The 16,830-nt window shown below is 68.5% G+C and carries 19 protein-coding genes; 11 read left to right on the top strand and 8 right to left on the bottom strand.

The window, feature by feature from the left end; all coding sequences use genetic code 11:
• From VNR91_RS03045 to cas2, 5 genes are all read left to right on the top strand, one after another.
• A partial coding sequence (locus VNR91_RS03045; RefSeq protein ID WP_325489317.1) for a type I CRISPR-associated protein Cas7 occupies positions 1-412 on the top strand: 412 nt, incomplete at its 5' end.
• A gap of 24 nt (positions 413-436) precedes the next feature.
• The gene (locus tag VNR91_RS03040) at positions 437-964 is read left to right on the top strand and encodes an HNH endonuclease signature motif containing protein (protein WP_325489316.1); all 528 of its coding nucleotides are present in this window, start codon (positions 437-439) and stop codon (positions 962-964) included.
• A complete protein-coding gene (cas4, locus tag VNR91_RS03035; RefSeq protein WP_325489315.1) occupies positions 961-1,605 on the top strand; it encodes a CRISPR-associated protein Cas4 in 645 nt (214 codons plus the stop codon). Before VNR91_RS03040 ends, cas4 begins: the two co-directional genes overlap by 4 nt.
• 17 nt (positions 1,606-1,622) lie before the next feature.
• A complete protein-coding gene (gene cas1c / locus VNR91_RS03030) occupies positions 1,623-2,663 on the top strand; it encodes a type I-C CRISPR-associated endonuclease Cas1c (RefSeq protein WP_325489314.1) in 1,041 nt (346 codons plus the stop codon).
• A gap of 3 nt (positions 2,664-2,666) precedes the next feature.
• A complete protein-coding gene (gene cas2, locus VNR91_RS03025) occupies positions 2,667-2,957 on the top strand; it encodes a CRISPR-associated endonuclease Cas2 (protein ID WP_325489313.1) in 291 nt (96 codons plus the stop codon).
• 46 nt (positions 2,958-3,003) lie between these two features.
• Here the strand turns inward: cas2 and VNR91_RS03020 are convergent, their stop codons facing one another.
• Positions 3,004-3,303, bottom strand: a complete 300-nt coding sequence (locus VNR91_RS03020) for an SEL1-like repeat protein (protein ID WP_325489312.1) — start codon at positions 3,301-3,303, stop codon at positions 3,004-3,006.
• 72 nt (positions 3,304-3,375) lie between these two features.
• Positions 3,376-4,224, bottom strand: a complete 849-nt coding sequence (gene panC / locus VNR91_RS03015; RefSeq protein WP_325489311.1) for a pantoate--beta-alanine ligase — start codon at positions 4,222-4,224, stop codon at positions 3,376-3,378.
• An 83-nt stretch (positions 4,225-4,307) separates the two neighbouring features.
• Here panC and VNR91_RS03010 point away from each other — a divergent pair, with 83 nt between their 5' ends.
• The 4 genes from VNR91_RS03010 (at position 4,308) to VNR91_RS02995 (ending at position 7,857) form a co-directional block, all read left to right on the top strand.
• A complete protein-coding gene (locus VNR91_RS03010; protein WP_325489310.1) occupies positions 4,308-5,105 on the top strand; it encodes a division plane positioning ATPase MipZ in 798 nt (265 codons plus the stop codon).
• Positions 5,106-5,118: 13 nt separating this feature from the next.
• Complete coding sequence (locus tag VNR91_RS03005) at positions 5,119-5,373, top strand: J domain-containing protein (protein WP_325489309.1); 255 nt, start codon at positions 5,119-5,121, stop codon at positions 5,371-5,373.
• Between the two features lie 67 nt (positions 5,374-5,440).
• On the top strand, positions 5,441-6,823 hold the full coding sequence (pgmG, locus tag VNR91_RS03000; RefSeq protein ID WP_325489308.1) for a phosphoglucomutase/phosphomannomutase PgmG: 1,383 nt from the start codon (positions 5,441-5,443) through the stop codon (positions 6,821-6,823).
• Positions 6,824-7,098: 275 nt separating this feature from the next.
• The gene (locus tag VNR91_RS02995) at positions 7,099-7,857 is read left to right on the top strand and encodes a 3'-5' exonuclease (protein WP_325489307.1); all 759 of its coding nucleotides are present in this window, start codon (positions 7,099-7,101) and stop codon (positions 7,855-7,857) included.
• Between the two features lie 129 nt (positions 7,858-7,986).
• Here VNR91_RS02995 and VNR91_RS02990 read toward each other — a convergent pair whose 3' ends face one another.
• Both VNR91_RS02990 and VNR91_RS02985 read right to left on the bottom strand, forming a co-directional pair.
• Positions 7,987-8,967 (bottom strand): DUF6607 family protein, encoded by a 981-nt coding sequence (locus VNR91_RS02990; RefSeq protein WP_325489306.1) that lies wholly within the window; start codon positions 8,965-8,967, stop codon positions 7,987-7,989.
• Positions 8,968-8,978: 11 nt separating this feature from the next.
• Complete coding sequence (locus VNR91_RS02985; protein WP_325489305.1) at positions 8,979-11,174, bottom strand: TonB-dependent hemoglobin/transferrin/lactoferrin family receptor; 2,196 nt, start codon at positions 11,172-11,174, stop codon at positions 8,979-8,981.
• 222 nt (positions 11,175-11,396) lie between these two features.
• On the opposite strand from VNR91_RS02985, the gene VNR91_RS02980 reads away from it, so the two are divergent.
• Positions 11,397-12,422 (top strand): glycosyltransferase family 2 protein, encoded by a 1,026-nt coding sequence (locus tag VNR91_RS02980; protein ID WP_325489304.1) that lies wholly within the window; start codon positions 11,397-11,399, stop codon positions 12,420-12,422.
• Here the strand turns inward: VNR91_RS02980 and VNR91_RS02975 are convergent, their stop codons facing one another.
• Positions 12,423-13,154 carry a class I SAM-dependent methyltransferase gene (locus VNR91_RS02975; protein WP_325489303.1) on the bottom strand — a complete coding sequence of 244 codons (732 nt, stop codon included), beginning with the start codon at positions 13,152-13,154 and terminating at the stop codon, positions 12,423-12,425.
• Between the two features lie 18 nt (positions 13,155-13,172).
• Positions 13,173-13,589, bottom strand: coding sequence for a GtrA family protein (locus VNR91_RS02970; protein WP_325489302.1), 417 nt, complete (start codon positions 13,587-13,589; stop codon positions 13,173-13,175).
• Positions 13,590-13,743: 154 nt separating this feature from the next.
• On the opposite strand from VNR91_RS02970, the gene VNR91_RS02965 reads away from it, so the two are divergent.
• Positions 13,744-15,543: an AcrB/AcrD/AcrF family protein gene (locus tag VNR91_RS02965; protein WP_325489301.1), complete on the top strand. Its 1,800-nt coding sequence runs from the start codon at positions 13,744-13,746 to the stop codon at positions 15,541-15,543.
• A gap of 6 nt (positions 15,544-15,549) precedes the next feature.
• On the opposite strand, the gene VNR91_RS02960 is transcribed toward VNR91_RS02965, so the two are convergent.
• Complete coding sequence (locus tag VNR91_RS02960; RefSeq protein ID WP_325489300.1) at positions 15,550-16,170, bottom strand: MarC family protein; 621 nt, start codon at positions 16,168-16,170, stop codon at positions 15,550-15,552.
• Positions 16,167-16,830, bottom strand: a 664-nt coding sequence (locus VNR91_RS02955) for a bifunctional 5,10-methylenetetrahydrofolate dehydrogenase/5,10-methenyltetrahydrofolate cyclohydrolase (protein WP_325489299.1), incomplete at its 5' end; no start/stop codon positions are given. The genes VNR91_RS02960 and VNR91_RS02955, both read right to left, overlap by 4 nt.

The raw sequence follows: 16,830 nt of genomic DNA, 5'->3' as shown, positions 1-16,830 counted from the left end.
CGGCCGCACGATGGGGCGCAAGCATATCGTGCCCTACGGTCTCTACCGCGCCCACGGCTTCGTCTCCGCGCCGCTCGCGTCGCATCCGGTCAAGGGCACCGGCTTTTCCGAGGACGACCTCGAACTGCTTTGGCAGGCGCTCGACAACATGTTCGACCTCGACCGTTCGGCCGCGCGCGGTGAGATGGCCAAGCGCAAGCTGATCCTGTTCCGCCACCAGAGCGCGCTGGGCAATGCGCAGGCGCAGTCGCTGTTCGATCGCGTGACGACGCAGCGGGTGCATCAGGGATCGGTCTATGAGATCGGCAGCGCCGGTACCGACAATCTGCCGCCCGCGCGCAAATGGGGGGATTACCAGGTGACCGTCGACCGTGAGGGGCTGCCCGATGGTGTGGAAATCATCGAGCGGTGAGCGGGGATGGCGACCCCGCCGATCATGACGGTGTTCGACCAGATCGCCTGGAGCTACGCCAATCTGGCGCGAGCCCATGCAGCGCTGTCGGCGGGGCGGATCGAATATATTCGAACCGACCATATCATCCGTGCACGGCTGTTCAGCGGCCTTCGCTCAGGCAGGATGTCCATCGGGTCGCTCTATGACGACGAGCGCCTGAAGATGCTGGCGGATCGCGCCTGTGCCTATTGCGCGAACACCGAACGGCTGACGATGGATCACCTGATTCCCCGGATCAGAGGCGGTGGTGACGAGGGGGCGAATCTGGTGCTGGCCTGCGGTCGCTGCAACAGCGCCAAATCGGGCGTCGACCTGCTTCTATGGTACGAGCGACGCGGCGTCTTCCCGCCGCTGATGGTGCTGCGGCGCTATATCAAGCTGGGCGCTGGATATTGCGAGCGCGAAGCGCTTTTCGACTGCGCGTTGGGAGCAGCCGAACTCCGCGATCTGCCTTTTCTGGTGCAGCGTTTGCCGGTCCGATACCCTCCGCTCGATGAAATGCGGCTATGACGTTGGCGCCGCCGCCAGACCCCGCCGTCGAGGATGCGCTGGTGCCGGTGTCGGCACTGCAACATTACCTGTTCTGCCCGCGCCAGTGCGCGCTGATCCATGTCGAGCGGATCTGGCAGGAGGACGGCGCCACCGCCGAGGGCCGCATCCTGCACGAGCGGGTCGACGGCGGGCGCCCCGATCGCAGGCGCGGGGTGCGGACGGTGCGGGGCATCGCCCTGCGATCGCTCGCGCACGGCCTCATCGGCAAGGCGGACGCCGTCGAGTTTTCCGACAGCGTCCCGGTGCCCTATCCCGTCGAATACAAGCGCGGCCGGCCCAAGGCGCATCGCGCCGACGAAGTCCAGTTGTGCGCCCAGGCGCTGTGCCTTGAGGAGATGTTCGGCCAGAGCGTGCCGGAGGGCGCGCTGTTCTATGCCCAGACCCGGAAACGAGTCGCGGTCGGGTTCGATTCGACGCTGCGCGCGCTGACCGTGGAGATCGCCGCACAGGTGCGGGCGATGATCGCCGAAAGCCGCACGCCGCCGCCGCACGCCATGCCCGCGTGCAAACACTGCTCGCTCGCCGATCACTGCCGCCCGAAGCGGCTGGAAAGGCCGCCGTCGGTGCAGCGGTGGCTGGCCGGGCAACTGGCCGACTGAACGGGGGACTGAGGATCATGCGCCGTCACCTCAACACCATCTACGTCACCAGTGAGGACGCCTGGCTGCGCAAGGACGGGCAGAACATCGTGGTCGAAGTGGACGGCGCCGAGCGCGGCCGGGCGCCGCTGCACATGATCGGCGGCGTGGTGAGCTTTGCCCGGCCCGGCGCCTCGCCCGCGCTGATGGCGGCCTGCGCCGAGTCGGGCATCGCGCTGTCGTTCCTGACGCCGCACGGCCGGTTCCTCGCGCGGGTGGAGGGGCCGCGCACGGGCAATGTCCTCCTGCGGCGCGCGCAGCACCGCACGGCCGATGACGCCGCGCGCGCGGTGCCGATCGTGCGCGGGATCGTCACGGCCAAGGCGGCCAACCAGCGCACCGTCCTGCGCCGCGCGCTGCGCGATCACGGTGCGAAGATGGACGATGCGGCCCGCACGGCGATCGAAACGGCGGAGGCGCGCCTCGGCCATATGGCCCGCCGCGCCGCCGCAGCCGACGATATCGCGACGCTGCGCGGGCACGAGGGCGACGCCGCGGTCGCCTATTTCGGTGCCTTTGACGCGATGATCCAGGGCGATCGTGCCGCGTTTGCGTTTCGCGGGCGCTCGCGACGGCCGCCGCTCGATCGGGTCAACGCCTTGCTCTCCTTTCTCTACGCGATGCTCGGCCATGATTGCCGCTCGGCGCTGGAGAGCACGGGGTTCGATCCGCAGGTCGGCTTTCTGCACGCGGATCGTCCGGGGCGGGCCAGCCTCGCGCTCGACCTCATGGAGGAATTGCGCCCGGTCCTTGCCGACCGCCTGGCGCTGACGCTGATCAATCGTGGCCAGCTAAAGGCGCGCGATTTCACCATCGACGAAGGCGGCGCGGTGTCGTTGACCGACGACGGCCGAAAGACGACGCTGATGGCGTGGCAGGAGCGCAAGAAGCGCGACCTGCGCCATCCCTTTCTGGGCGAGTCCATGCCGATGGGGCTGGTGCCCCACGTCCAGGCGCTGCTGCTATCGCGCCACCTGCGCGGCGACCTCGACGGTTATCCTCCGTTCATCTGGAAATGACCGATGCTGATCCTGGTCACCTATGACGTGAACACGCAGGATGCCGCCGGGCGTCGGCGGCTGCGGCGGGTGGCCAGAGCGTGCCTCGACCTGGGCCAGCGGGTCCAGAATTCAGTGTTCGAATGCGAGGTCGACCCCGCGCAATGGGCACAGCTGCGTGCGCGCCTGCTGGAAGAGATCGACGAGGGGCGCGACAGCCTGCGCTTCTATCGCCTGGGCGCGGACGGCAAGCGACGGGTCGAGCATGTCGGTGCGAAGCCGGTGCTGGACCTGGGCGGGCCGCTGCTGTTCTAGGATGGGGGCCGCGCGCCGCGCGAGACGGCGAAGAGCGTGAAAGGGGTCAGGCGGCGGCGCGGATCGCCGAGCGTTGCAGCCACGCGCGGGCCGCCTTCTGCGCCGCCGCGATCTCGCGCGCCGACATGTCTTCCGCGACTTCGGCCCGGCATTCCTGCGCGCGCGCGTTGCCGCGCATCGCCGCCAGGTTGAACCATTTGTGCGCCTCAATCAGGTCGACGTCGGCGCCCTCGGCTCCGCTCGAAAACACCATGCCCAGTTCGTAGTACGCCTGCACGCTGCCGCGCGCCGCGTCGCGGAGTCTGGATTCGACCAGAAATACCGCATTCTTCAAACTCGTGCCCATGTTTCGTCCCTCTGTGATCCATTCCTCCGATCACAGTTCTGACGACACGGTGTCACCAAATGGTTAACACGATTAACCCTGTTCGTTGACCGCGACCGCGATGTTGTCGATCAGCCGGGTGCCGCCGATTCGCGCGGCGGCGAGCAGGCGCATCGGCCGCGCGGCGTCCGGCGCGCCCAGCGTCTCCGCGTCGACCAGTTCGACATAGTCGATCGCGAACCCCGCCGCCGCCAGCGCATCGCGCGCCGCCGTCAGCGCCGGCGCGAACGCCCCGCCATCGCCGATCGCCTTGGCTGCCGCGCCCAGCGCGCGGGGCAGGGCGACGGCGGCGACGCGATCCTCGGGCAGCAAATAGGCGTTGCGCGACGACAGCGCGAGCCCGTCGTCGTCGCGCTGGGTCGGCACCCCGACGATCTCGATCCCGGTATCGAGGTCGGCCGCAATCCGCCGGATCACCGCGAGCTGCTGGAAATCCTTTTCGCCGAACAGCGCGATATCGGGGCGGACCTGGTTGAACAGCTTGGCGACCACCGTCGCCACCCCATCGAAATGGCCGGGCCGCGCCGCGCCGTCGAGCCCTTCGCTGACCCCGCCGACGGAAATATTGCTGGCGAAGCCGGCGGGATACATCTCGTCCACGCCGGGCGTCCACAGCAGGTCGACCCCCGCCTCGGTCAGCATCCGCGCGTCGGCGGCCTCGCGCCGGGGATATTTGTCGAGATCCTCGTTCGGCCCGAACTGCTTCGGGTTGACGAAGATCGACACCGCCACCCGCTTCGCCAGCCGCTTCGCCTCGGTGACGAGCGCAAGGTGGCCGGCATGCAGCGCGCCCATGGTCGGGACCAGCGCGATCGACTCGCCCGCGGCACGGAACGCCCCCGTCGCGGGACGAAGCTCAGCGAGGTGACGGATGGTTTGCACGGGGTTGGGGCCTTCGATAAAGCAACAGAGCGCGGCCTTCTATGGAGGGCGTGGGCAGCGATCAAGCAAAGGAAGTGTGCGTCTTGGCGGACGGAACGGGTGGGGTGCATGTCATCGTCTTTGCCAATGAAAAGGGCGGGACCGGAAAATCGACGACGGCGGTGCACGTCGCGATCGGCCTCGCCGCGCGCGGATCGCGCGTCGCCGCGCTCGATCTCGATCACCGCCAGCGCACGATGGGCCGCTATTTCGACAATCGCGCCGCCACCGCGCGGCGCACCGGCCACGAACTGCCGACACCGCTCCACGAGACTCACGACGGCGAGAGCATGGACCGGTTCCAGGAATCGCTGGAACGGCTGAGCTCCGACGTCGATTTCCTGGTGATCGACACCCCCGGCCGCGACGATCGCTTCGCGCGGCTGGCGGTGACCAACGCCGATACCCTGGTCACGCCGATGAACGACAGCTTCGTCGATTTCGACCTGATCGGGCAGGTCGATCCCGATACGTTCAAGGTCACCCGCCCCAGCTTCTATTCGGAGCTGATCTGGGAAACGCGCAAGCACCGCGCCAAGGCCGATGGCGCGACGATCGACTGGGTGGTGCTGCGCAACCGGCTCCAGCATATCGAGGCGCGCAACATGCGCCGCGTTTCCGAGGCGATCGATCAATTGTCCAAGCGCGTCGGTTTCCGCGCGATTCCCGGGCTGAGCGAGCGCGTGATCTATCGCGAGATGTTCCCGCAGGGGCTGACCATGCTCGATTCGCGCGAATTCGGCGCGATGGGGCTGTCGCACGTCGCCGCGCGGCAGGAACTGCGCGAGATGATGACCGCGCTGGCGCTGCCCGAACCCGCGCTGCCGTTGTTCGCCGCGTGACCGGCCGCCGGCTGTGACCAAGGTCGTCATCGTCGCCCTGATCGTCGGCGCGATCTGGTGGTATCTGCGCAAACCCGCAAAGAAACCGCTGCCCGATGTGGCGGAGGCGCGGGCGATCCTTGGGATCCCCGACACCGCCACCGCCGACGATGTCCGCGCCGCGCACCGCCGGCTGGTCGGCGCGGTCCACCCCGATCGCGGCGGATCGGCGGAGTTGACCGGCCGGATCAACGCGGCGCGCGACGTCCTGCTGCGCCGGCTGGGCTGACGCGCGCGTCCCGCTTGCAACTTCCGCCGCGCTCGCGCTTTAGGCGAGGGTATCTTCCGGAGGTTCCATGACGCATCGTTTCGATCCCACCTCGCTGCGCGAATATGATATCCGCGGCATCGTCGGCCAGACGCTGGGCACGGCCGATGCCACCGCGATCGGCCGCGGCTTCGCCACCGCCGTGCGCCGCGCTGGCGGCACCCGCGTCGCGGTGGGCCGCGACGGGCGCACCTCCTCTCCCGAGCTGGAGACCGCGCTGATCGCCGGTCTGACGGCGAGCGGTGTCGATGTGGTGCGCGTTGGCATGGGGCCGACGCCGATGCTCTACTACGCCGAGGCGACGCTAGAGGTGGACGGCGGCGTACAGATAACCGGCAGCCATAATCCCGCCGAGTACAATGGCTTCAAGATGGTATTGCAGCACCGGCCGTTCTTTGGCGACGATATCCAGCTGCTTGGCCGGATGGCCGAGGCGGGCGACTGGGACGAGGGGGCGGGCAGCGTCACCGACGCCGACATCGTCGATGACTACGTCGGCCGCCTGTTCGCCGGCTATGCTGGCGGCGCCTACCGCGTCGGCTGGGATGCGGGCAACGGCGCCGCCGGCCCGGTGATCGAAAAGCTGGTGAAGCTGCTCCCTGGTGAGCATCACACGATCTTCACCGATGTGGACGGCCATTTTCCCAATCATCATCCCGATCCTACCGAGGAGAAGAACCTCGCCGACCTGAAACGACTGGTCGCGGAGAAAAGCCTCGATTTCGGCGTGGCTTTCGACGGCGATGGCGACCGGATCGGCGCGATCGACGGCCAGGGCCGGGTGATCTGGGGCGATCAGCTTCTCTCCATATTGGCGGAGCCTGTGCTGCGTGAGCTGCCCGGCGCGACGATCATCGCCGACGTCAAGGCATCGCAGATGCTGTTCGACCGAATCGCGGAGCTGGGCGGCGAGCCGGTGATGTGGAAGACCGGTCACAGCCTGATCAAGACCAAGATGAAGGAGACCGGCGCGCCGCTGGCCGGCGAGATGAGCGGCCACATCTTCTTCGCGCACGATTATTACGGGTTCGACGACGCGCAATATGCCGCCGTCCGCCTGATCCGAGCGGTGCACATGATCGGCAAATCGCTGACCGAGATTCGCGGAAACATGCCCGCGTTCGTCAACACACCGGAAATGCGCTTCCAGGTCGACGAGAGCCGCAAGTTCGCGGTGATCGACGAGGTGCTCGCCCGGCTGGAGGCCGAGGGCGCCGACGTCAACCGCACCGACGGCGCGCGGGTGACCACGCCCGACGGCTGGTGGCTGCTGCGCGCGTCGAACACCCAGGACGTGCTGGTCGCCCGGGCCGAGGCGAAGTCGGCCGAGGCGCTCGACCGGCTGCTGGCGCAGATCGACGCGCAACTCGCCGCGAGCGGGCTGAAGCGCGGGCCCCAGGCGGCACATTGACGGGGAAGAGGGCTCAGGCGCAGCCGCGAAGACGCTAGGCTTTTTTTCGCGCAGAGGCGCAGAGAACGCAGAGGGGATGGTTTGGAGGTGAGGGCCGCTGCACCAGCGGCCTTCGCACCCGCGGCTACCGGTGGCGGAAGGTCTCAAGGCGGACGGCAGAGGCGAAACCCTCCGCGTTCTCCGCTTCCGCGCGAACCCTCGGTTCCTTCTTGCTTCGCGGTCTCGCGGGCACATCTCTTCTGGCGTCGCCGGGGATTGCGCTCCACATAGCGGCGATGCCCCCACCCCCCTCCATCATCCGCGTCATCGATCTTGAAACCACCGGCAACGCGCCGCCGACCCATGCGGTGTGCGAGGTCGGATGGCAGGACGTGGCGCTGGGCGCGGACGGGCGCTGGGATCTGTACGGCGAGGGCGGCAGCATCCTGGTCAACCCGGGCCGCCCGATCCCGCCAGTGACGATGGCAGTCCACCACATCCGCGACGAGGATGTCGCCGACGCGCGTTACTGGCACGACGTCGCGCGCCCGGTGCTCGACCCGTGGCCGCGCCGGATCGCGCTCGCCGCGCACCGCGCCAGTTTCGAGGAGCAGTTCTGCACCGCATCGCTGACCCATGGTGCCGACTGGATCTGCACGTGGAAATGCGCGCTGCGGCTATGGCCCGAATCACCGGGCTTCTCCAACCAGATGCTCCGCTACTGGCGGCGGCCACAGGGGATGGAGCACGAACGCGGCCTGCCGGCGCACCGCGCCTTTCCCGACGCCTATGTCACCGCCTTTCACCTGCGCGACATGCTCAACGAAGCCCCGGTCGCCGATCTGATCCAATGGTCGAAGGAACCGGGCCTGCTGCCGCGCGTCCGCTATGGCCCCGATCGCGGCCGGGAATGGCGCGAGATCGACAATGAATCGCTGTTCGGATTCCTGACCGACCGCGACGAGGACATCCGCTTCACCGCCCAGACCGAGCTGGCGCGCCGGCGCGGCGGCGGCGCGATCGGGCCCGTCACCGCGCAGGATCTGCTGCTGTAGCCGGGGCCGGCGCTCGGCGATTTACCGTCCCCCCGGCGCCGGCCGGGATTCGGGGCAACGAGCGTTGCCCTGCTTGAATATGGATCCCAGCCTGCGCCGCGATGGCGGCAGAGGCAAGGGATCAGCCGCTCAGTTCGCCGCCCGCGTCCCCTGGTCGATCAGCGCCTTGGCCGTGGCGATCGCCTTGGCCTCGCTGGTCTTGCCCTGCTGGATCTCGTCGGCGATCTCGAGCACCCGGCCGCTGATGACGGTGCCGTGATCGGCCTCCTCAGTGATGCGGATGCCGCCCTTGGCATCGGCGATCCGCGTCCATTCCGCCCGGATCGCCGCCCAATAGCCCTTGGTCGCCGCCCAGTAATCATCCGCCGCCTTCACGTTGAAGCCGCCGTCGCGGGTGTAGGTGTTGAGTACCGATTCCTGGACGAACGGCACCAGCTTGCTGTCCTTGTCGCCCATCTTGGTATTGTCCTGCCAGTGGATCCAGCCGGTCGGGGTCGGCTGATGGCGGTTGATGCCGAGATAGCGGTCATAGACCGGCCCGCGCACCGCATCGCGGCGGGCGAGCGGGCGCCACGTCCAGTTCGAGCGCCAGCGCCGCACGCCGCCCTCGGTCGTCCACTGGCCCCAGCCGCCGTAGCGCGGCGAATCGTCGACCTGATAGACCGTCTGCGACCAACGACCCGCACGCATTGCCGCCGGCACCGCTTCCCAGGTCCAGGTATCGCGATCGGTGTAGACCAGCACCCGCGCCGGCTCATATTCCCAGTCCTGCCGCCAGTGCTTGATCACCATCGGCTTGCCGCCGGCATCGACCACCAGCAGGTGCTGGAGCCGGATGACGCGGCCGGTATCCTCGATCACGCGCACCGCTTCGTGCCCGCCGGCGACGTGGTCGGGGATCGGCGTGTAATCCGCTTGCCACGGCGTGGTCTCGCGCATGTCGAAGCGGACCTTGTAATCGCCGGCCATCGCCAGGATGTCGCGGCGATCGGCCTCGAACGACGCGGTTTCGGCGGCGGCGGCGCGCGGCTTGACCGGGCCGTCGGCCAGCGCCGGCGTCGCGGCGGTCGCGGCCAGCAGGAGGGCGACGGCGGTGAGAGTGCGGGTCATTAGCGACTCCATCAAAAACGAATGCTGAGCGACACGCTACCGTTACGGCCCGGCTGCGTATAGGCGTCCTTGACCGGGGAGGTCGAGGACAGGCCGCGAATGTCGCTCCACAGCCAGTATTTCTGGTCGGTGATGTTGAACACGCCGCCGCGCAGCGTCACCGCCGGGGTGATGCGGGCATAGGCGGTCAGATCGAGGATGAAGCGTTCGTCGCCGCGAAAGGTGCTGGCGGTGCGGTGCTGTTCCTTCTCGCCGACATAGGTCATGCTCAGCCGCCCGCCGAACGCGCGGCCGGGCGCGTCATAGCCGAGGCCCGTCACCAATTTGAACGGATCGATCGATTCGAGCGGGGACTTCGCGCCGGTCGAATCGATCTCGTCGCCGATCGAATAGGACGCGGCGACCGACACATTCACGCCCGGCGCGGGACGCGCGACGATCCGCGCCTCCGCGCCGCTAACGCGAACGCGGCCAAGGTTGACCCACTGATAGATCCACGGCGTCGCCGGGCTGGGGAACGGCAGCCCGGTGGTTTCCACCTGCTCGATGAAGTTCGAATAATTGGCTTGGAAGCCGGTCAGGTCGACCGAGACGAGGTCGCTGGTGAAACGGGCGCCGCCCTCATAGCTTTCGCTGCGTTCGGGGCGCAGGTTGGGGTTGGGGATGCTGATGTAGCCGACCGGCGGATTTTCGAAGAAATTGTTCACCTGGCTCGGCTCGGGCGCCTTGAAGCCCTGGGCATAGTTGGCGAACAGCCGCACCTGCGGGGTCAGCTTGAGCACGGCGCCGATCTTCGGCGACAATCGCGATCCGTGCTGCTTGGCCGGGGCGAAGGTCGGCAGCAGCGGATCGTCGGTCGGGTCGAGATCATAGGCGTCGAAGCGCAGCGCCGGATAGAGCGTCAGCGGCCCGGCGGTGACCTCGTCGGCGACGAACAGGCCGGCGAGCATGTAGTTGGTGACCGGGAAGGCGCGGGTCGGATAGGTCTCGCCCGCCGGGGGCACGACGCCGTCGCGCAGGCCCTGCTGGCGGGTCGAGCTGATGTCGCCGCCGAACACCAGCCGGTGGCGCAGCCCGCCGGTCTCGAACCCGAGCCGCAACTCGCCCGACCCGCCGTAGACGCGATTCTCGAACGTGTTGAGCCGTTCGCGATCGGCGGCCGGGGTGCGGTCTTCGTCGGTGAACTGGACGTCGTCGGCATCCTGCCAATAGGCGGCCAGCCGGGCGAACTGGATCAGGCCAGCGCCGTCCCATGTCCAGTCGAACGCGACGCGCTTGCGCTCGCCGGTGTCGCGGCCCTGCAACAACTCGACGGTCGAGCTGAGGCCCGACAGCACGTCGCTGGCGAGGTAATTGTCGAGATATTCGCCGGTCAGGCGGAAGCGGTGGCCGCCGGCCTGATAGACGATCCGCCCCAGCGCGGCGTTGGAATGGCCGTCCTGCGGATTGGGCGTGGTGCGCAACGATCCGGTGACGTCGCTGGTGCCCTTGTTGTCCAGCTCGTGGAAATCGCGGCGGGTATAGGCCGCCATCGCCGACCAGTTGCCGCTGCGCCCCGCGACGATCGCGGTCTCGGAGAATTCGTTGCTCGCGCTGGCATAGGCGGCGCGGGCGACCCCGCCGATCGACTTGCCGCCGGTCAGGAAGTCGGCGGGGTCGGCGGTGGTGAAACTGACCGCGCCGGCCAGACCGTCGCTGCCGTACAGTGCGGAGGCGGGGCCGCGCAGGATCTCGACCGACTTGACCAGCCCGATGTCGACATAGTCGCCGCGCCCGGTCGACTGCGCGCCAAAGCTGAAGCCGTCGGGCACGCGCACGCCGTCGACCTGCATCAGCACGCGGTTGCCGCCGATGCCGCGAATGTTGAACCCCTCATTGCCCGCGCGGCCGGTGGTGCCGAGCGCCGCGCCGAAGCGCACCGGCTGGCGGGTGACGCTGATCCCCGGCTCAAACCGCACCAGATCCTTGATGTTGGTGGCCAGTTCGTCGGCGATCCTTTCGGCATCGATCACGGTCACCGTCGCCGGGGCGTCCTCCACCGCGACCGGCATCCGCGCGGCGGTGACGGTGATGGTCTGGTCCTGGTCGTTGCCGCCGTTGATCGCGTCGCCGGCATTGGGTCCGCCCGACGCCTGCGCAAACGCCGGGCCCGCCAGCACGATCGCCGCGACGCACCCCCCGATCATCCAGCTCGACCGTATCGTCATCTCAACCCTTTCCGCTAACGCGAGTGACTCTCATTTGCATGGAGCCGTTAGAAGCGGCGCGGCGCGGCGTCAATCCGCTGTGGCTCGGCGACTGGTCGAATGCGCGGCAATGGGCGAGCATCGGCGCATGGGCGGCGGGGCGATTCGCCGCTCACGCGGAGCGGCGCGGTGCCCCGCGAGACCGCGTGACGCGGGCGTCGCAAGCCGCTAAATGCCGCGGCCATGCCGAAGAGCCCATCGCGCCCGAAACTGTCCGTGGTCGTCCCCTGCTATAACGAGGAGGGGTGCCTCGACGCGCTCCACGCCCGCGTATCGGCGGCGGCGCGCGCGGCGGTGGGTGACGATCATGAGATCGTGCTGGTCAACGACGGATCAAAGGACGCGAGCTGGGCGGTGATGCAGCGGATCGCGGCGACCGATCCGCGCCTTGTCGCGATCAACCTGTCGCGCAACCACGGCCACCAGCTCGCGCTGACCGCCGGGCTCGACCTGTGCGCGGGCGAGCAGATCCTGATCATCGACGCCGATCTGCAGGACCCGCCCGAACTGTTGGCCGACATGCGCGCGACGATGATCGCGCAACAGGCCGATGTGGTCTATGCCGTGCGCCGCAAGCGCGAAGGCGAGACCCTGTTCAAGAAGCTGACCGCCGCGATCTTCTACCGGATGCTCGATCGCATCACCGATACGCCGATTCCGCTCGACACCGGTGATTTCCGGCTGATGAGCCGGCGTGCGCTCGACGCGCTGCTGTCGCTGCCCGAACAGGCGCGCTTCATCCGCGGGATGGTGGCGTGGATCGGGTTCAGGCAGGTGCCCTTCGTCTATGACCGCGCCGAGCGGCTGGCGGGCGAGACCAAATATCCGCTGGGCAAGATGATCCGCTTCGCGCTGGACGCGGTCACCGGCTTTTCCACCGCGCCCTTGCGCTTCGCCAGCCATGTCGGGCTGGCGCTGACCGGGGTGACGGCGATCGTGCTGCTCTATGTCGTCGCCAGCTTCTTCATGGGCAAGACGGTGCAGGGCTGGACATCGACGATGCTGGTCGTGCTGTTCCTGGGGTCGGTGCAGATGTTCGTGCTGGGGATGATCGGCGAGTATCTGGGCCGGCTCTACGTCGAATCGAAGCGGCGGCCGCTGTACCTGGTCGCCGACGTCGCGGGGCCGGTGCAGGGCCGCGCGACGCTGGGCTACCGCGCGGAGGATGTGGTCGCTCGCGACACCAATCTCACCAACGGGGCGGATTGATCAGCGGGACTTGGACGCCAGCGTGATGATCGACAGCCCCGGCGGCAGCGGCACGCGGCCGAGCAGGTGGCGTTCCAACCCGAACACCCGCTCGAACAACGCATTGAGTGGCTTTGCCGGCGGCGAATCGTCGCTGTCGTCCTTGCCGGTCAGCCGCCCGAACGCCCGCGCGCCGACCGCCGCCGGGAACAGCAGCGAATTGAAATAGCGCAGGCCGTTGTGGGTCAGCCCGGCCGCGCGGATCGCGGCATCCAGGCTCGCCTTTGAATAGCGGCGCTTGTGGTGGTTGACGACGTCGTGCGCGCTCCACATCCACTGGTGCGCGGGGACGGTGATCAGGATGCGCCCGCCCGGCTTCAGCCGCGCCGCCATCCCCTTCAGCGCGCCGATGTCGTCGTCGATATGCTCGACCACGTCGAGCACCGCGATCAGATCATAGCTGGCCGGCGCCACCCCGGTCAGTTCGGGCAGCGGCGCCTCGCCCACCGGCTTGCCCAGCCGCTGGCTGGCGATATCGCGCGCGGCCGGATCGATCTCGATCGCGTCGACCTCCCCGAACGCGCCCAGCATCGGCAGGTTGTGGCCGGTGCCGCAGCCGATCTCCAGCACCCGCGCGTCGCCCGGCAGCGCGCCATAGCGGGTCAGATAGTCGGCCAGGATGTCGCGGCGCGCACGATACCACCAATGCGTCGAATCATGCGCCGCCATGCGGTCATAGACGATTCGGTCCATCAGACGATCCTGGCCATATCAGCCGAACACCCAGTTGCGATTGATCGCGAACATCGCCAGCGGCGTGACGAACAGCAAGGGTAGCACCGGCGTCCAGTCGGGCAGCCCCAGCGCCGACGTGCACAGCCATGTCCAGAACGCGTTGAGGGCGTAGCTGATCAGGCTGGCGACCACGAAGCGCAGCGTCGTGCGGCCGGGGTTGTCGCGAGTGCCGTGGCCGCGAAAGCTCCAGCGGCTGTGGATGACATAGCCGATCGCGACGCACACGACATAGGCGAGGAACATCGCCGCCTGCGGATGGATCGCCGTGGCCAGTACCAGAGCGGTGTAGATGCCGGCGCCGATCAGCGTCACACCGCCGCCGGTGATCGCATAGCGCACCAGCTGGCCCAATGTCGTATTGGCGTTGAGGTGATCGAGTGCCCTGGAAACCACGTGCTATCCCAAAGACCCGTTCGGGCTGAGCCTGTCGAAGCCCCGCCCTTTCCTTTTCGTGCCGAACCGAAGAAAGACGGTCCTTCGACACGCTCAGGACGAGCGGTATGTGCAGGCGCGCACTATCCCCAAGCCGCCGAAGAGGGAAGCGGAATTGAACGATAGCCCGGCCACCCCGACGGCCCCGTCGCGTTTCGAGCTGGCGATCGAACGCCGCTGGCTGAGCCTGACCCTGATCGCCTGGGGGCTGATCGCGCTGTGGTACATCTGGCAGCGCTGGGCCAACATCACCTGGCTGACGCTGGGCGACACCGACGACAACATGCGGCTGATGCAGGTGCGCGGGCTGCTCGCCGGGCAGGGCTGGTACGACCTGCGCCAGTACCGGCTCGACCCGCCGGGCGGGTTCAACATCCACTGGTCACGGTTGGTCGATCTGCCGATCGCCGGGCTGATCCTGCTCCTCAAGCCGTTCCTCGGTACCGCCTGGGCGGAACGCTGGGCATGCGGCATCGCGCCGCTGCTGCCGCTGGCGGTGACGATGGCGGGGCTGGCGTTCACCGTCCGCCGGCTGGTGGCGCCCGCGGCCTACATCCTGTCGACGATCATCCTGCTCGGCGCCGCCGCGACGATGCAGATGTACGTGCCGATGCGGGTCGACCACCACGGCTGGCAGCTGGCGATGCTGAGCGTCACCGTCGCCGGCCTGGCCGATCCGCGCCGCGCGCGTGGCGGCGCCATCGTCGGCGTCGCCACCGCGATCTCGCTGACGATCGGGCTGGAGATGCTGCCCTATGCCGCGATGGCCGGCGCGATCGTCACGCTGCGCTGGGTGTGGGACCGGGAGGAGGCACGGCGGCTGGCGGCCTATGCGGCGACGCTGGGCGGGGGCAGCGCGATCGGTTTCGCCGCCTTTGCATCCTATGACAATATGGCGATGCGCTGCGACGCGCTGACCCCGGTGTGGCTGTCGGTGATGGTCGGCGGCGGTGCGCTGCTGTTCGTCCTGTCGTGGATCAGCCCGACCAGCCGGCCCGCGCGGCTGGCGCTGGCGGCGGGCGCGGGCGCGGTCGTCGTCGCGGCGTTCGCCCATGCCTTTCCGCAATGCCTCGGCCGACCTGAAAACGTGTCGCCCGAACTCGCGCGTACCTGGCTCGACAACGTGCGCGAGGCCAAGCCGATCTACAAACATCCGCTGCGCGCGGCGCTGCCGATCGCGGCGCTGCCGATCGCCGGGCTGATCGGCGCGATCGTCGCCACCTGGCGTGCGCGCGGCAGCGATCGCTTCTCCGGCTGGGTGCCGGTCGCCCTGTTCGTCGCCTTCGCCGCGGCGATGCTGCTGTGGCAGGTGCGTGCCGGCCCGGCGGCGCAGCTGATCGGCGTGATCGGCGCGACCGCGCTGGCGTGGGTGGTGCTGCCGTGGCTGCTCGGCCATCGCTGGATCGCGGTGCGCGTGATCGGGTCGGTCGCGGGGTTCCTGCTGATCTCCGGCCTGTTCGCCGGGCTCGCGATCCGCTTCCTGCCGATCGACCGGCCGGACAAGCGCACCCAGATCGTCAGCCGCGCCGGTGCGCGCTGCACCAGCATTCCGGCGATGCGCCCGCTCGAACCGCTGGCGCCCACCACCATATTCACCCATGTCGATCTTGGTCCGCGCCTCATCGCGCTGACGCATCATTCGGCGATCGCCGGGCCGTATCACCGCAACGGTGACGCGATCCTGGACGTCCACCACGCCTTTACCCGCGGCGCCGACGAATTCCGCGCGATCGCGAAGCGCCATGGCGCGCGGCTGCTGCTGGTGTGCCCGAACATGGCTGAGACGACGCTGTACCGCGCGCGGGCACCGGGCGGCTTCTATAGCCAGCTCGCCGCCAATCAGGTGCCGAAATGGCTCGTCCCGGTGCCGCTCCCCAGGGGCACGCCCTTCCGGCTGTGGCGGATCGACTATTAGCGCGCGCTAGGCAAAGCTGGCGCGCAATCCGTCGATCACGAACTGGGTCGCCAGCGCCGCGAGCAGCACGCCGAGCAGGCGGGTGATGACCGCCTCGATCTTGGCGCCCAGGAACCGCATGATCGGTCCGGCCGCCAGCAGCGCCGCCAGCGTCAGCGCCAGCACGGTCAGCATCGCGCCGATCACCACCGCCGATCGCGCCAGCCCCTGGTTCTGCGACATCAGCAGCATCACCGACGCGATCGATCCCGGCCCTGCGATCATCGGCATCGCCATCGGAAAGATCGACACGTCCTCGATCTCCGGCGTTTCCGCCACCTTTTGCGCGCGATCCTCGCGCCGCTGGGTGCGGCGTTCGAACACCATGTCGATCGCGATCAGGAACAGCATCAGCCCGCCGGCGATGCGGAACGCGTCCAGCCCGATGCCGAGCGAGCGCAGCAGCTGCTCGCCGAACAGCGCGAACACCAGCAGGATCAGCGTCGCCACTCCCACCGCGCGGATCGCCATCGCGCGGGAATGCGCCGCGGTCGCGCCGCTGGTCAGCCCGGCGTAGATCGGCGCGCAGCCGGGCGGATCGATCACCACCAGAAAGGTGATCAGCGCCGACAGGTACAGCTCGATCAAATCGCGTCCTCGGCAAGCGCGACGCCGGCGTTGCGGTGCGCGGCGACGACGGTGTTGCGCAGCAGCACCGCGATCGTCATCGGCCCGACGCCGCCCGGCACCGGCGTGATCGCCCCGGCGACCGACGCCGCACCGTCGAAATCGACATCGCCGACCAGCCCCTCGTCGAGGCGGTTGATGCCAACGTCGATCACGGTGGCGCCGGGTTTGAGCCATTCGCCCTTGACGAAGCGCGCCCGCCCGACCGCCGCGACGACGATGTCAGCCCGCGCGACATGGCCGGCCAGATCGCGGGTGCGCGAATGCGCCAGCGTCACCGTCGCGCTCTTCGCGGTCAGCAGCGCCGCCATCGGCTTGCCGACGATGTTGGAGCGCCCGATCACCACCGCCTCCCGCCCGCTCAGGTCGCCCAGCTCCTCCTCGAGCAGCATCAGGCAGCCAAGCGGCGTGCACGGCACGAACCCCGGCAATCCGGTCGCCAGCCGCCCGGCATTGACCGGGTGAAAGCCGTCGACGTCCTTGTCCGGGCTGATCCGGGTCAGCACCACGCTCTCGCGAATATGCGCCGGCAGCGGCAGCTGGACGAGGATGCCGTCGACCGCGTCGCTGTCATTCAGCGCGTCGACCAGCGCGATCAGTTCGGCCTCGGTCGTGGTGTCG

Source organism: Sphingomonas sp. (genome assembly GCF_035555815.1).
GTDB lineage: Bacteria > Pseudomonadota > Alphaproteobacteria > Sphingomonadales > Sphingomonadaceae > Sphingomonas.
This window is presented reverse-complemented; position numbering and strand designations above follow the sequence as displayed.

Coding starts and splice junctions, on each gene's coding strand:
- VNR91_RS03040 (WP_325489316.1), top strand. CDS start 437: ATGACGGTGTTCGACCAGATCGCCTGGAGCTACGCCAATCTGGCGCGA.
- cas4 (WP_325489315.1), top strand. CDS start 961: ATGACGTTGGCGCCGCCGCCAGACCCCGCCGTCGAGGATGCGCTGGTG.
- cas1c (WP_325489314.1), top strand. CDS start 1,623: ATGCGCCGTCACCTCAACACCATCTACGTCACCAGTGAGGACGCCTGG.
- cas2 (WP_325489313.1), top strand. CDS start 2,667: ATGCTGATCCTGGTCACCTATGACGTGAACACGCAGGATGCCGCCGGG.
- VNR91_RS03020 (WP_325489312.1), bottom strand. CDS start 3,303: ATGGGCACGAGTTTGAAGAATGCGGTATTTCTGGTCGAATCCAGACTC.
- pgmG (WP_325489308.1), top strand. CDS start 5,441: ATGACGCATCGTTTCGATCCCACCTCGCTGCGCGAATATGATATCCGC.
- VNR91_RS02995 (WP_325489307.1), top strand. CDS start 7,099: ATGCCCCCACCCCCCTCCATCATCCGCGTCATCGATCTTGAAACCACC.
- VNR91_RS02990 (WP_325489306.1), bottom strand. CDS start 8,967: ATGACCCGCACTCTCACCGCCGTCGCCCTCCTGCTGGCCGCGACCGCC.
- VNR91_RS02985 (WP_325489305.1), bottom strand. CDS start 11,174: ATGACGATACGGTCGAGCTGGATGATCGGGGGGTGCGTCGCGGCGATC.
- VNR91_RS02980 (WP_325489304.1), top strand. CDS start 11,397: ATGCCGAAGAGCCCATCGCGCCCGAAACTGTCCGTGGTCGTCCCCTGC.
- VNR91_RS02975 (WP_325489303.1), bottom strand. CDS start 13,154: ATGGACCGAATCGTCTATGACCGCATGGCGGCGCATGATTCGACGCAT.